Annotated in this window: 12 protein-coding genes; 11 read left to right on the top strand and 1 reads right to left on the bottom strand. The window is 46.7% G+C overall.

From position 1 onward, the window contains the following. The first annotated feature begins 210 nt into the window (after positions 1-210). Both DK846_RS02005 and DK846_RS02000 read left to right on the top strand, forming a co-directional pair. Positions 211-2,319, top strand: a complete 2,109-nt coding sequence (locus DK846_RS02005; RefSeq protein ID WP_181391574.1) for a HAMP domain-containing methyl-accepting chemotaxis protein — start codon at positions 211-213, stop codon at positions 2,317-2,319. A gap of 327 nt (positions 2,320-2,646) precedes the next feature. Beyond that, positions 2,647-4,362, top strand: a complete 1,716-nt coding sequence (locus DK846_RS02000; protein WP_109967239.1) for a histidine kinase N-terminal 7TM domain-containing protein — start codon at positions 2,647-2,649, stop codon at positions 4,360-4,362. Between the two features lie 143 nt (positions 4,363-4,505). Here DK846_RS02000 and DK846_RS01995 read toward each other — a convergent pair whose 3' ends face one another. Continuing rightward, a complete protein-coding gene (locus tag DK846_RS01995; protein WP_109967238.1) occupies positions 4,506-5,744 on the bottom strand; it encodes a proteasome-activating nucleotidase in 1,239 nt (412 codons plus the stop codon). A 50-nt stretch (positions 5,745-5,794) separates the two neighbouring features. Here DK846_RS01995 and DK846_RS01990 point away from each other — a divergent pair, with 50 nt between their 5' ends. The 9 genes from DK846_RS01990 to DK846_RS01950 all read left to right on the top strand — a co-directional run bounded on the left by DK846_RS01990 (position 5,795) and on the right by DK846_RS01950 (position 14,544). Then, positions 5,795-6,295: a multiprotein bridging factor aMBF1 gene (locus DK846_RS01990; protein ID WP_109967237.1), complete on the top strand. Its 501-nt coding sequence runs from the start codon at positions 5,795-5,797 to the stop codon at positions 6,293-6,295. A 352-nt stretch (positions 6,296-6,647) separates the two neighbouring features. Further along, a complete protein-coding gene (locus DK846_RS01985) occupies positions 6,648-7,442 on the top strand; it encodes a 2-amino-3,7-dideoxy-D-threo-hept-6-ulosonate synthase (RefSeq protein ID WP_109967236.1) in 795 nt (264 codons plus the stop codon). A gap of 1 nt (position 7,443) precedes the next feature. Beyond that, positions 7,444-8,217, top strand: coding sequence for a 2-amino-3,7-dideoxy-D-threo-hept-6-ulosonate synthase (locus tag DK846_RS01980; RefSeq protein WP_109967235.1), 774 nt, complete (start codon positions 7,444-7,446; stop codon positions 8,215-8,217). Continuing rightward, complete coding sequence (locus DK846_RS01975) at positions 8,217-9,203, top strand: 3-dehydroquinate synthase II (RefSeq protein ID WP_109967234.1); 987 nt, start codon at positions 8,217-8,219, stop codon at positions 9,201-9,203. The genes DK846_RS01980 and DK846_RS01975 overlap by 1 nt, the downstream gene beginning before the upstream one ends. Then, positions 9,203-10,027 (top strand): prephenate dehydrogenase/arogenate dehydrogenase family protein, encoded by an 825-nt coding sequence (locus DK846_RS01970; protein WP_109967233.1) that lies wholly within the window; start codon positions 9,203-9,205, stop codon positions 10,025-10,027. Before DK846_RS01975 ends, DK846_RS01970 begins: the two co-directional genes overlap by 1 nt. Continuing rightward, entirely contained in the window at positions 10,024-10,851 is an 828-nt protein-coding gene (locus tag DK846_RS01965) for a prephenate dehydratase (protein ID WP_109967232.1), read from the top strand. The genes DK846_RS01970 and DK846_RS01965 overlap by 4 nt, the downstream gene beginning before the upstream one ends. Continuing rightward, the gene (aroA, locus tag DK846_RS01960; RefSeq protein ID WP_245926432.1) at positions 10,824-12,152 is read left to right on the top strand and encodes a 3-phosphoshikimate 1-carboxyvinyltransferase; all 1,329 of its coding nucleotides are present in this window, start codon (positions 10,824-10,826) and stop codon (positions 12,150-12,152) included. The genes DK846_RS01965 and aroA overlap by 28 nt, the downstream gene beginning before the upstream one ends. After that, complete coding sequence (locus tag DK846_RS01955; protein WP_109967231.1) at positions 12,128-13,531, top strand: shikimate kinase; 1,404 nt, start codon at positions 12,128-12,130, stop codon at positions 13,529-13,531. The genes aroA and DK846_RS01955 overlap by 25 nt, the downstream gene beginning before the upstream one ends. Then, positions 13,528-14,544 (top strand): chorismate synthase, encoded by a 1,017-nt coding sequence (locus DK846_RS01950; RefSeq protein WP_109967776.1) that lies wholly within the window; start codon positions 13,528-13,530, stop codon positions 14,542-14,544. The genes DK846_RS01955 and DK846_RS01950 overlap by 4 nt, the downstream gene beginning before the upstream one ends. Positions 14,545-14,566 lie beyond the last annotated feature (22 nt).

Genomic DNA, 14,566 nt, shown 5'->3' with positions numbered 1-14,566 from the left:
CTTTCAATCAATATGTTCCAAAAATACTAATGACAGGAGAAAAACCAATATAGAACATCCTTAAAAAAGCACAATTATTTCAAGATAAAATTTAATTCATTTTCAATTTTTAGTATAACCCACTTTTTATTTTTAAGATACAGAGCACGTGAAATAAATATCACCACAGCTCAAAGAAATATGTTTAACCTAAATCGGAGGGGGTTTTTTATGAAAAAATTAGATGATATATCTATCGGCAGGAAACTGGGAGGTTCATTTCTTGCTGTGGTAATTATTATGGCCCTAGTCGGAATTACCGGCTATGTTGGGGTGACAACAACTGATAATTACCTTGAACAGATGTACAGTCAGCAACTCGTTCCTACTGAAATGCTGGATTCAATGCAGACTAATATCTGGCATCTTCGTGGAAATCCACCCGGATTTGTTCTCATCCCTGAAACCCTGGCGGCAAGCAGGGCCGAAAGTGATGATCTCATGAAATCCATTGATGCGAACCTCTCGGGATACGAAGCGTATCTGGCATCTGATGATGAACGTGCAATATATAATAATGCAGTCAAATCCTGGAATGGTTATAAAGCTGCTTTCGCTAATTTCAATACAATCGTTGACACTGGAGATACCAAGGCTGCAGTCGCTGCATTAACAACAGGAGATCTTGTAACCGAAAGGAAAGCATTCACTGCAGCAGTAGATAAACTCGTCTTAATTAATCATAACCAGGCTAAATCGTTAAAAGAAGAAGGAGTTAAAACGGTATCAAGCATTATCCTGATAATTATTTTTGCCATCCTTATCGGAATTATTCTTGCAGTATCTCTGGCAACCATCATCGGCAGAAGCATTACCGTGCCACTTTCAAAGGGTGCTCATGTAATGCAAGAGATGAGTCTGGGTCATTTAAGCAACAGACTCAGGTTGGATCGGAAAGATGAAATCGGAGTTCTTGCAGGTGCAATGGACAATTTTTCGGATGATCTGCAATTTGTAGTTGTTTCAGGACTGAAACAGATTGCATCCGGTGACATTTCACTCTCTGTTGCTGCCCATGATGACAAGGATGAGATAGGACCGGCATTAAATCAACTGACATCTGCTATCAATGGAATAGTTGATGAAGTCGGATTTCTTATCACAGAGGCAGAAGAAGGAAGACTGCAGAAACGAGGTGATACTTCCCAGTTCTCTGGTGCATACCAGAATATCATTGTGGGCATCAACAATATGCTTGACGCAATAACCACTCCTCTCAATGAAGCATTAAGGGTATCAAACCTCTATTCACATGCAAAATTCAGTGCAAGGTTCGATGAAAACGTTTCAGTAAAAGGAGATCTTATCGCTCTGAAAACCGGACTGAACACCATAGGAGAGGAACTTTCAAAGGCTATATCAGAAATTTCAATTCAGATAGGAAATCTGACAGCCTCTTCTGAAGAAGCAGCAGCAAGTGTCGAAGAGATCACCGCAGGATCTGCATCAGTAGCACAGAGTTCAGGTGTAGTAAGTTCAAATGCCGAGAGTAGTGTCAAAGCTATAGAACAGGTTCTGATAGCTATGGAAGAACTCTCAACATCAGTGACAGTCGTCGCTTCTAAAGTTGAGGCAGTAAGCAGACTATCTCAACAGGCAAACGAAACATCATCAAGAGGAGTTGCCCAGGCTGCAGTAGCAGAGAATGGAATAACGGCAATAAATGGTGCTGTCAATGATGTCGGAACGATTATATCAGAAATTCGCAGCCAGATGAATGAGATCAATAAGATAGTCGTTATAATAAGTGATATAGCAGATCAGACCAACCTTCTGGCACTCAATGCTGCAATCGAGGCAGCTCGTGCCGGAGAAGCGGGTATGGGTTTTGCGGTAGTAGCAGACGAAGTCAAGACCCTTGCACAGGAATCCCAGGGTTCTGCAGAAAATATCGCTAAGATTATCAGATCATTGCAGCAACAATCAGAGCGTGCCGCAACTGCGATGAACCTTGCAACCAGTGAAGTTTCAAAAGGATCTGTGGCGATAACTGACACGATCAAGTTCTTCCACACAATTGCTGAACAGATAGAAGATATCTCAAGCAATATGACTGAAGTTGCTGGTCTTTCAGAGGAAGAAGCAGCATCAGTTGAAGAGATCACTGCCAGTGTCACAGAAGTCAAGAACATGACAACCGAGACTGCCGAGGAAGCAGTAGGATCGTCTGCTGCAACAGAAGAGACTTCGGCTGCACTCAACCAGGTCTCTACGATTATCAGCGATCTCTCAACAGTTGCTACAAGGATTAATGAATCAGTATCCAGGCTTAACGGATAATCTTATTCAAACCCTCTTTTTTTTAGTTTATTATCTCATTCGTTTGAGACGTTCTTATTTAAACAAAAACAGGGTCATGACCCTGGAAACTTTAATACTGTTTTAATGCATCAAATAAAGATCAAGAACAAAATCAAAATTTAGAAGACATACTTTCAGTATGAATTAAAAAATCGTATTCATCTGAAGCAATACAGAAAAGATGCCCTACAATTTAAGAAATCGTAAAATAACTTGCAGAAATGTAAAGCAATATTTTTCAATATAATCTCCTGAATTAGGGTACAATTTCCAAGTACTTCACAGGATGTGAGGGACAGGCCAATCATGATTTTCCAAAACTCCCCATTTGTTGTCCCACTTATTTTTTCGGCTGTAATGTGTGGAGCCCTAGGAGTTTATAGTTATAAGAACCTTCATATCCCGGGATTAAGGTCATTTATTTTCCTGATGTTCGGGGTGACGATATGGCTGGTTGGCAGTATCTTTGAGTACGCACTTCTGGAACCAGGTATCAGGTATACTGCTGTCATCTTTGAATACTTGGGAATTGTGCTTGTCCCGGTTGCCTGGTTTCTCTTCATCCTCACCTACACAGGCAGGGATGAATGGATTCAGGGGAGAAAAATCTGGTTGTTCTTCATTATTCCAGCCATTGTGGAGTTAGCTGTTATCACAAACCCGGTTCACCAGTTATATTACACATCAATAACCACTGAAATAATCGACGGGGTTTCGTACCTGGTCTATCAGCACGGCCCCTTGTTCTGGATTCACACAATTTATTCATATATCTTAATATTAAGCGGAATAGGAATTCTTGCGTCTGAACTTATTTTCAAAAGTCCAATCTATCGAAAACAACTTCTTATAATTTTTATTGTGTGCCTGATCCCATTCTTCTTCAATATCCTGTATGTTTCAGGAATGTGGTCAGTAAAAGGTGTAGATATCACACCAATCGTCTTTTTTATTACCGCAGTTGGATTGTTTATTTCTTCTTACTTCTTCCAGTTTTTAAACCTGGAGCCGGTGGCTCACAACCTGCTCTTAAAAAACCTGAAAGATGCATTGATCGTAATTGACACCAAGGATATCATTGTCGATGTAAATCCTGCTGCCCTTATACACCGGACAGACGGAGTTAAATCCTACCTGGGTGAAAAAATCATTACAGTATTCCCATTTACGAGGGAAGTTCTTGAAAACTGCACTATAGGTTCAAATACCCCAGGGGTCCCCATTGAACTTCCAGTGAATGGATTTTTACGTTTTTTTGAAATGACATGTATTCCGGTGATAAATAATGGGGGAATTCTGATTGGCAAACTGATTACTCTTCATGATGTACATGAGCAGACCACAGCAGTACGATCAATCCATAGAGCAAACCAGAAACTCCAGCTCCTTTCAGGTATCACAAGACATGACATCAAGAACCAGCTTTCAGTACTCACCGGATATCTCTCCCTGGCAGATGAAATTGATTCAGAGGAGTTCAAGAGTACTTATCTTGAAAAAATTAAAACCGCGACCTGGATGATTAACCAGCAGATAGAATTCACCTCTGTATATCAGGATATCGGGCTTTTTGAACCCAAGTGGTTCAATCTCTCAATACTCATGGAACAGGTAAAAAATCAAATTCCAGCCACTACGTTAAATTTTATCAATGAACTCAATGGAGTGAAAATATATGCAGATCCAATGCTTGAACGTGTTCTGTACAACCTGTTTGACAATACTATCAGATATGGTGTGAAGACCACTTTCATCAGGTCGTATTATGTTATCGATGGCGGAACCCTGAAATGGATCATCGAAGACGATGGAATAGGAATTGCCATCGAAGACAAGGAAAAAATCTTCCAAAAAGGATACGGACACAATACAGGACTTGGGCTCTTTCTTGTCAGAGAGATCCTCTCCATCACAGACTGTTTAATTACTGAAACCGGAGTGCCCGGAGTTGGTGCCCGTTTTGAAATCCGAATCCCGGGAGGCCAGTATCATCTCCAAACCGATGATGCCAATTCCACATAGACGAATGGCTATCTTTATCACCAATATGGATCAGGTCCCTTCTTTTCTTTTATAATAGAGTCATACACCTAAAATTTTAAAATTTTATAAGGGATTTACTAAATTATTTTTAAAAAAGGGAGTCTGAATCTGCTGTCAACCGTTCAGGCGAACATGACACTGGTGGTTGGCAGGCGGGATTCCCGTTCAAAGTCATATCTGAACTTACTGAGTGCCATTATGAAATCATTCTGGCAAACCTTGGTATGTTCCTGTCTGATGGCAAACATACCCGCCTCCATACATATGGCATTCAGATCAGCACCATTACGTCCTTCAGTCAGGCGTGCAACCTCCATCATGTCCACACTGGTGTCAATGTTCATACCCCGGGTGTGTACCTGAAGAATGGCAAACCTTCCTTCGGTATCTGGAAGCGGAATCTCGATAATACGGTCAAACCTTCCCGGCCTGAGCAAGGCTGCATCGAGAATGTCAATCCGGTTGGTGGCACCGATGATCTTCACATCACCCCTTTGCTCAAATCCATCCATGGCTGCAAGGAGCTGCATCAGCGTACGCTGAACTTCCCGGTCACCAGAGGTCATTGCCTCTGTTCGTGATGCCCCTATTGCATCGATCTCATCGATAAATACGATGGATGGTGCTTTTTCCCTGGCGAGGTCAAAGAGTTCGCGGACTAGCCGTGCTCCTTCTCCAATATACTTCTGTACTAATTCAGATCCTACTGTATGCAGAAACGCTGCATGAGTCTCGTGGGCTACTGCTTTTGCAAGCAGCGTCTTGCCTGTTCCGGGTGGACCGTAGAGCAGCACTCCCTTCGGCGGGGTAATCCCGATGTTGGCAAAGAGTTCAGGGCGTGTCATTGGAAGTTCAACAGCTTCCCTGATCTCTGTTATCTGTTTTTCAAGCCCTCCGATATCCTCGTATGTTTCTCCTGGCAGCTCTACAACCTCCATTCCGTAGACCTGCGAGTCATAACTGCTTGGCAGTAATTCAACGATAGCCAGGGATTGCTGATTCAGGGTGCACCTGACCCCGGCTTTCATCTGCTCAGTATCCACCGACTGCGAGACCCTGACAAGGAAGCGTGGCCCGGCGCTTGACCGTACCACAACCCGTCCGGAATCTATTACATCAGTGATCGTCCCAACAATCAGGGGCGGAGTTTTAAGGTGTTCAACCTCGCTCTTCAGTTTTCTGACCTCACGTTCATATCGGATCTTCTGAGTCTCGATATACCGCTTGTCAGATTCCAACTGACGTATCTGCTCCTTCAGCTCCTGGTTCTGCGACTCCATCCCTGCTACGCGCTCAACGAGGTAGCGATACAACTCCTCGGGCGTTTTCGGGTCATCTGATTGGCGGCCAGTCTCTGACATCCGTCTGATTAGTTATATAGGGGAAAGTGACTATATGATGATTGCGAAATATGCAGTGTGAAATGTGTGGGGCAGAAAGTAAGGGCCCTTTGAAACGAGTTCGGATTGAAGGGGCCGAACTCTCAGTCTGCAGTAACTGTGCCAAATACGGGACAGAACTGCCAGGGGCTGCAAAATCACCTGCAGCTCTGGCTAGCAGAGCGACAGGATACACTCAGGCTTCAGTTCCCCAGGCTCGTCGCTCACGCGACCTCTTTGATCAACTCGGGGGTGATCTGGTAGAGGATTATGCAGATCAGATCAGAAATGCCCGGTTAAAACTCGGTCTTTCCCAGAAAGATCTTGCTCTCGCCATGATGGAGAAGGAACTCCTTATCAAGAAGATCGAGAAGGGAGAACTGATTCCCGAAGAAGATGTCAGGAAGAAGATCGAAAAAGAACTTGGAATCAAACTTATCGAGGATTCTTCATTAGAATCGCTTGATATTCATCAGTCCAGGATGACTACAACCATGGGTGACGTCATCAAGATCAAGAAAGTAAAGAGATAACGCATCTTTTTTTTCCTAATGATATGCGTGGATTAGAGAATTTCATATTTTATGAGGCTGATCTCTTCGTGACATGCAATAGCATGGCAATGATCCCGATATATTTTTATATTCTTCTGAGCGACGTTCTGATAATGAAGAGCAACCGGACTTCAGCGGGGCCTGAGGGAACCTGTCTGAGTGGAACATCCGGTTGCCTTTCTACGATGCTATTAATTGTTTCAGAGAGTCTTACTGCTCTTCTGACAACAGGAGTCTGGCATCATTCTTTTTGGCCGTTTAGCGGTTTTCGCTATTTTAGGTATTTTTGGTACTAGGCACGATCGCCTGTACCATATCATGGTGATCGATTATGAGAGGTAAAGATATAAGACTGGAACGTATCATGAACCGTAACACGAGAAAGACGATCATAGTCCCGATGGACCACGGAGTATCCCTGGGTCCTATAGAAGGATTGATCGAGTTCCCTGATGCAGTTAATGCTGTGGCAGAAGGCGGAGCTAATGCTGTTCTCGGCCATATTGGACTGTCGCTATTCGGACATCGACAACGTGGACACGATGTAGGACTTATCATGCATCTTTCAGCTTCCACTGCCATCGGACCAGACCCGAACGAGAAAGTTCTCGTCAACTCTGTGACCAACGCCATAAAGATGGGAGCAGACGCAGTCTCAATTCATGTGAATATCGGTGCAGACTCTGAAGCGCAGATGCTCGCAGATCTTGGACGCGTTTCAATTGAATGTATGGAATGGGGAATGCCACTTCTCGCCATGATGTACCCGAGAGGGAAAAACATCAAGGATGAGCATGCAGTCGAGCATGTCAGGCTCGCAGCCCGGGTTGCTGCAGAACTTGGAGTTGACATTGTAAAGACAAACTACACAGGAGATCCTGATACCTTCCGGGAGGTAACACGGGGTTGTCCGGTCCCTGTTGTGGTTGCAGGCGGCTCAAAGACAGATGACATAATCACGCTGGAACTTATCGAAGGTGCAATGGAAGGAGGAGCTGCAGGAATTTCCATTGGCAGAAACGCATTCCAGCATCCTGATCCCGCCCAGTTCGTCCGTGCCTGTGCCCTGATTGTGCATGAAGGAAAGAGTGCACACGAAGCGCTTGAGATCCTGAAGGGTGTGTAAGATGATCGGCAAACAGATCCGGATGGAACGGATCATGGACAGAAATACTGGAAAATCTGTCATCATCCCGATGGATCATGGTATGACACTCGGTCAGATAGACGGACTTCTCAATATGAGCGAGACAATTGGTGCCGTATCTGACGGCGGTGCCAATGCTATCATTCTGCACAAAGGGCTTGTCAAAGCAGGACACCGTCGTCATGGCCGAGATATAGGGCTCATCATTCATCTTTCCACCGGAACAAGTATGAATCCTGATCCCAACGACAAGGTCATCACCTGCACGGTTGAAGAAGCGATCTCACTTGGTGCAGACGCAGTCTCGATTCATATTAACCTTGGAGCTCAGCAGGAGTCAAAGATGATAGAAGATGCCGGAATAGTTGTCAGGGACTGCAACAGGTGGGGAATTCCACTTCTTGCAATGGTGTACCCACGAGGAAAAGGGATCAATCCAACAGACCCCAGGCATGTCGGACATGCAGTCAGGGTTGCTGAAGAACTCGGCGCAGATATGGTAAAGACCAATTACACCGGGGATGTAGAGAATTTTAAAAAGATCGTTGAGGCAAGTTCAATACCTGTATTTATTGCAGGCGGAGAAAAGGCAGGCGATCTTGAAACCCTAAAGATCATCAGTGAAGCAACCCACATAGCAAACTGTGCCGGTGTCTGCATGGGAAGAAATGCATTCCAGCGGGAAGACACTGCAATCTTTGTAGACAAAGTCTGCAAGGTAGTTCATGGGAAGGCAAAACCGGAGGACCTGTAATGAAACAGGTCCTGGTCGATGTCAGGCCATGGAACAAGGAACTTGCAATTACAGCCCTTGAATCTGGTGCAGACGGAATTGTTACTGATTCTGCCGCACCGGTCAGGGAACTCGGGCGGATCACAACCATCGCACCGGACGGGGATCTGGTGCTTGGAAAAGATATCGTTGAGATTATCATCAAAAGCACAGAAGACCAGGATAAGGCGATGGAGACAGCAAAGCGGATGCCTGTCATTGTTCATACACCAGACTGGACCGTCATCCCACTTGAAAACCTGGTTGCTGTCGCTGACTCGGTTATTGCAGTTGTAAAGAACCTGCATGAAGCAGAACTGGCTCTGGGTATCCTTGAGAAAGGTGTTTCAGGAGTACTTCTTCAGACTGAAGATCCAGCAGTTATCCGCGATGTTGCAAAAGCAGTTCAGGGGCATGGATGCAGACAGGATCTGATTCCTCTCACGATTACTGCGGTTACTCCGGCTGGAATGGGAGACCGGGTCTGTGTTGATACCTGTTCCCTGATGACTGACGGTGAAGGGATGCTTGTCGGCAATACTTCTTCAGGATTCTTCCTGGTTCACGCCGAGACCCTGGAGAACCCCTACGTGGCTCCACGTCCCTTCAGGGTTAATGCCGGTGCTGTACATGCCTACCTGAAACTTGCAGACGGGAAGACTGCCTACCTTGCTGATCTCAAGGCAGGAGACCGGGTCATGGTAAACGGGGCAAAAGGATCCTGCCGGGAAGCAACAGTCGGGAGAGTTAAGATAGAGCAACGTCCGCTTCTTCTTATCGAGGCAGAACACAAAGGGGCAGAAGTCACCATCATTCTCCAGAATGCAGAGACAATACGGCTCGCTAAACCAGATGGTTCTGCAATATCAGTTGCAGCGCTCAATCCCGGTGACGTGGTCCTAGGTGCTCTTGATACCGCAGGAAGACACTTTGGGATGGCTGTCAACGAGACGATCCTGGAGAAGTAATGAAGGTCGGGATCATTGGTGGCACAGGGCAGATGGGAGCTTTTTTTGCCCGTGTTTTCACCACTGCCGGTCATGAGGTCAGGGTGAGTGGGCGAAAAACCGAACTCACAAACCGCGACCTTGCAGAGCAGTCTGATCTTATAATAATATCAGTGCCGATCCACTCCACTATACCGGTGATCAAAGAGATCATACCATTCCTCAAAAAAGGACAGATCGTCAGTGATCTTACCTCACTCAAATCGGGACCGGTTACAGCGATGATGGAGAGTGTAGCAGATGTCATCGGAATGCACCCCATGTTCGGGCCAACTGCAGAATCACTCAAAGGTCAGACCGTCGTGATAACACCGGGACGATGCAGTGATGATCAGATCAAGATGGTCTCTGGTATCTTTTCAGATCAGGGAGCACGGGTGACGGTTACCACCCCCGGACATCATGACAGGATGATGGCTGTCATCCAGGGACTGACACATTTCAAGGCACTTGTCATGGCAGAAACCATGAAACTCCTCTCTATCACGCCCGAAGAGACAGAACTTTTTATGAGTCCAATCTACCGGATAGAGACCTCTGTGGCAGGAAGGATTCTGGCGCAGGATCCCATGCTGTATGCAGACATTCTGAGTCAGAACCCTGAGGTATCCCATGTACTTGACACATGTTGCCAGGCTGCCGGCAATCTAAAGAATGTCATAGAATCAGGAGATACTGATGCGTTTACTGAACTCTTCATGGCAGATCGCAAATGGTTTGGCGAGTACTGTACCAGATCCCTGGAAATGACTGACAAACTCATTGCGGCGATGGTGAAGGCATGAAGATCGTCACCCTCGGGCCTGAAGGGACATTCTCGCACGAGATGGCAACACTCATCGGTGCAGACGAGATTGTTCTGGTTCCAACAATAGGCAAAGTCTTTGCTGAGGTTGTCAAAACCGGAACGACAGGTCTTGTTCCTCTTGAAAACAGTGAGGCCGGTGGAGTTACATCAACACTTGACTGTCTTATGCAATACCCGGTGACGATTACGCTTGAATCCTACCTCCCAATCCATCACTGTCTTGCCGGTACCTCAGAGCAGATCACAAGGATCTATGCTCATCCCCAGAGTCATGAACAATGCAGCAGGATAATAGAAGACCTGAATGTCCCGGTAATCCATACAGAGAGTAATGCCGCAAGTGCCATTGCACAGAAGAGCGATCCGGGATCTGCAGCAATTATCTCAGAACGGCTTGCTTCACGGCACCAGATCCCACTCATCAGATCCAATATCGAAAACAATGCCTGCAATATCACGAGGTTTGTACAGATAAGTCCGGGCAATTCTTCACAAGGATTACAGGCTACAGGAGAGAAAAAAATGGATCAGGGCCTCGAAAAGTGTAGTCTGATCATTGATCCTGATGAGAACAGGGCCGGACTTCTCTATGATCTTCTCACCCCTTTCAAGCGGGAAGGAGTAAACCTCACCCGCATTGAATCACGGCCATCAAAACGGAGCATGGGCACGTATGTCTTCTTTCTTGATATTCAGTGTGAGGGAAACTGGAAGACATCAGTTACAGAATTGCAGCAGATTGCACCGATCAAACATCTTGGCTGCTATGGGAGATGGCAAAAACAGATGGAGAATTCATAATGGACATGCACATCGGCAGGTCTGGTCCGGTTCATGCCAGGATAAAAGCCCCACCTTCAAAGAGTTATACCCATCGTGCCCTGATCATTGCTGCCCTCGCTAATGGGATATCTTCAATTAAGGGTCAGCTTGATGCTGATGATACCAGAATTACAGCCCGTGCTCTTGCAGCACTTGGTGTCAGGATCGTATGGGAACAGGACCTGATCACGGTGTATGGCACTGGAGGGAGACTTCGTGCTCCAGACACACCAATCGATATCGGAGATTCAGGGACAAGTATGAGGTTACTTACGGCCGTATGTCTGCTGGCTGACGGACCGGTCACCCTGACCGGCAGTGCACGAATGCAGGAGAGACCGATCGGCCCGCTTGTTGAAGCACTCAACAATGCAGGAGCGAGGATTTCCTATACTAAAAACCCGGGATGTCCGCCATTGATCATTGACGGGACACTTACAGGTGGAGAGATCAGAGCCGATGGCAGCATATCAAGCCAGTTCATCTCCTCACTGCTGATTGCAGCCCCATATGCAGAATATGATGCCACGATTTCCCTTATCGGTCCGGTTGTATCAGAACCATACATCAGGATCACAACCGGTATGATGGAAATATTTGGAATTAAACCAGAACAGAAGAGTACAGATCCTCTAGTCTGGAAGATTCCAAGAGGAATGCAGTACAAACCATCATCATATACAGTCGAAGGTGACTACTCATCTTCATCATACTGGTTTGCCCTGGCTGCTGTAACAAAGGGGACTGTAACGGTAGAAGGACTGAATCCTGATTCTGAACAGGGTGACAAACGGTTGCTTGATATCCTGGAAAAGATGGGGTGCACCATCACCTGGAGCAATCCCAGCAAACCTGGCGAATCAGAAGTCACGGTCTCCAGGAGTGGTGCACTATCAGGTGTGGACGTGGATATGGCAGACTGTCCTGATGTAGTCCAGACAGTTGCAGTTGTTGCAGCCGTAGCAGAGACACCAACAAGGATTACCGGCATTCATCATCTCCGTGCTAAAGAGAGCGACCGCATTGCAGCTATCGTGAACGGATTACAGGAACTTGGAATCAGATGCGACGCATCAGAGGATGAGATCGGAATCATCCCGGGGACACTTAAAGGGGGCGTAATTCACCCTGAACGTGACCACCGGACTGCGATGAGTTTTGCAATTCTTGGAACGGCAATAGGTTGCCTCACCATTCTTGATGCTGGTTGCGTGACAAAATCATATCCTGAATTCTGGGAGGAGTTCAGATCAGTATGGAAGACCGCAGGATCGTGCTGATTGGCTATCGTGGCACAGGGAAGAGCAGTATCGGGAAGAATATTGCAGCAACGCTTGGATTTGGGCATCTTGATCTTGATGCCCTGATCGAAGAGACAGAAGGGAGAACCATTCCCGAGATCTTTGCTGAAGGAGGAGAAGATCTCTTTCGTTCTATAGAATCAGGGATTATTGCAAAACTGTCAGACAAACCTGCAGTAATCAGCACCGGTGGCGGTGCGATTCTCAGGTCCGGGAATATCAGATCCCTTCGAAGAAATAGTCAGATCATTCTGCTTACCAGTACCGAAGAAATGATAGCTAAGCGGATCGGGGGAACCGCCCGCCCATCCCTTACCGGGCTTCCACTTGAAGAGGAGATCCATACTACCCTGACCGAACGGATGCCTCAGTACCGGGCAGTTGCTGATCTTGTGTATGACTCAACCGGAAAAACTCCCAGGCAGGCAGCATCTGAGATCCTTCAGATCATCAGACCCGGAAAACGACTTTCAGATGAGATCAATGCCAGGCAGAAACTTGTGAACTGGGTGCTTACAACGCCGATTCCCGCTGCAGCCCATGAACCACTTCAGGCAACGATTCCCGATCCCTCAATCAGGATCTATGGAATCCTCGGAAACCCCTGCATGCACAGCCTCTCTCCTCCCATCTGGAACAGGCTCTTTCAGGAACTCGAAATTCCAGCCAGAAATACCTGGTTCGAATGTCCTGACCCCGCAAGGTTCATCCCGGCTGCTGAAAAGGCAGGAGTAAGGGGCCTCAGTGTAACCATTCCCCATAAAGGGCGAGTTATGCCACTCCTTGATGAGATACGAAAGGATGCAACTGTCATCGGAGCAGTGAACACGATCCTTCTCCTTGATGGAAAACGATATGGATTCAATACTGACTGGAAGGGAATTTATCGCCCTCTTGAAGGAATAAGTGGCGAGGTGGCTGTCATCCTTGGTGCAGGAGGGGCAGCAGCATCTGCTGTGTATGCTACATCAATGCGGGGATTTACTCCGATCATCCTTAACCGGACAGTTGAAAGAGCCAGAGAGATGGGAAGACATTTTGGTGTAGAAACCGGGGCTTTGAGTGACTTTACCAGATATCATCCGGATCTTGTCATCAATACAACGTCTGTCGGAATGAAATCCCACACAGCGGCAGCAAATCAGACACCAATACCTGTCTCATCACTGACACCTGATATGCACATATTTGATCTCGTATACACTCCTGCAGAGACACCACTTTTACGGGGAGCTCTTGATAAGGGATGTAGCATCATCCCGGGAACTGAGATGTTTATTCACCAGCTTATAGAACAGTTTAAAGTTTTGACCGGTATTGATATCCCGGCTGATACCGTGCGGAGGTGGATACTCTGAACACGTTAGGTCGCTCATTCAGAGTTACCACATTTGGAGAGAGTCATGGTGCAGCCATCGGAGCTGTCATTGATGGATGCCCACCCGGGGTACAACTCTCTGTTGAAGATATACAGCCATTTCTCGACCGAAGAAAACCAGGTACTTCTGACCTGGTAACGCCACGGCGTGAATCAGATCTCGTGGAGATCCTCTCAGGTGTTTTCCAGGGAAAGACCACTGGAACCCCGATCGGGCTCATCATCAGAAATCAATCAGCCAGGTCATCAGATTATGAACATCTCCGGGATCTCTTCAGACCAGGCCATGCAGACAGGACATATTTTGAAAAGTATGGAATCAGGGATCACCGGGGAGGCGGACGATCGTCAGGCAGGGAAACAGCAGGACGGGTGGCAGCCGGAGCAGTTGCTGCAATCTGCCTGAAGAGACGGAATATCTCAATTGTAGGAAAGATAGTTGAAATTCACGGAAATTCTGATCCTGTAATGTTTGAGCAGGAGATCCGGGAGGCCCGGGATCGGGGAGACTCTGTTGGAGGCATAATCAGCCTGACCATCACCGGCTGCCCGTCAGGTCTTGGAGATCCGGTCTTTGGGAAACTGGATGGTCTGCTTGCCGGTGCACTCATGGGAATCGGAGGAGTGAAAGGGATCGAGATAGGAGCAGGATATGCAGCTGCACGAATGTTTGGATCTGAACACAACGATCCCATGATCCCTGGCGGATATCTCTCAAATAATGCCGGAGGAATCCTGGGGGGGATCTCTAACGGACAGGACATTTCAATAAAACTAGCCGTAAAGCCAACCCCGTCAATATGCACCCCACAAAGCACGATTGACCTTGAAGGAAATCCCAGGACAATAGTTGTAGGAGGCAGACATGACCCTTGTATTGCCCTCAGAATCGTGCCGGTTGCTGAAGCAATGGCTGCTCTTGTAATTCTTGACACCCTACTTGAGCAGGATAAGTATGCTGCCTGGAGAGAGCCGGGTAGCCAGGAATTATAAATCTGATAATTTGAATCTGCCT

It is taken from the genome of Methanospirillum lacunae, from assembly GCF_003173355.1.
Classification (GTDB): Archaea; Halobacteriota; Methanomicrobia; order Methanomicrobiales; family Methanospirillaceae; genus Methanospirillum; species Methanospirillum lacunae.
The sequence above is the reverse complement of the archived record's forward strand: the minus strand, read 5'-3'. Positions and strand labels throughout refer to the sequence as shown.

Excerpts from the sequence above, each read along its gene's own strand:
- DK846_RS01985 (WP_109967236.1), top strand. The coding sequence starts at position 6,648 with ATGAGAGGTAAAGATATAAGACTGGAACGTATCATGAACCGTAACACG.
- DK846_RS01975 (WP_109967234.1), top strand. The coding sequence starts at position 8,217 with ATGAAACAGGTCCTGGTCGATGTCAGGCCATGGAACAAGGAACTTGCA.
- DK846_RS01965 (WP_109967232.1), top strand. The coding sequence starts at position 10,024 with ATGAAGATCGTCACCCTCGGGCCTGAAGGGACATTCTCGCACGAGATG.
- DK846_RS01970 (WP_109967233.1), top strand. The coding sequence starts at position 9,203 with ATGAAGGTCGGGATCATTGGTGGCACAGGGCAGATGGGAGCTTTTTTT.
- DK846_RS01980 (WP_109967235.1), top strand. The coding sequence starts at position 7,444 with ATGATCGGCAAACAGATCCGGATGGAACGGATCATGGACAGAAATACT.
- DK846_RS02005 (WP_181391574.1), top strand. The coding sequence starts at position 211 with ATGAAAAAATTAGATGATATATCTATCGGCAGGAAACTGGGAGGTTCA.
- aroA (WP_245926432.1), top strand. The coding sequence starts at position 10,824 with ATGGCAAAAACAGATGGAGAATTCATAATGGACATGCACATCGGCAGG.
- DK846_RS01955 (WP_109967231.1), top strand. The coding sequence starts at position 12,128 with ATGGAAGACCGCAGGATCGTGCTGATTGGCTATCGTGGCACAGGGAAG.
- DK846_RS01995 (WP_109967238.1), bottom strand. The coding sequence starts at position 5,744 with ATGTCAGAGACTGGCCGCCAATCAGATGACCCGAAAACGCCCGAGGAG.
- DK846_RS02000 (WP_109967239.1), top strand. The coding sequence starts at position 2,647 with ATGATTTTCCAAAACTCCCCATTTGTTGTCCCACTTATTTTTTCGGCT.
- DK846_RS01990 (WP_109967237.1), top strand. The coding sequence starts at position 5,795 with ATGCAGTGTGAAATGTGTGGGGCAGAAAGTAAGGGCCCTTTGAAACGA.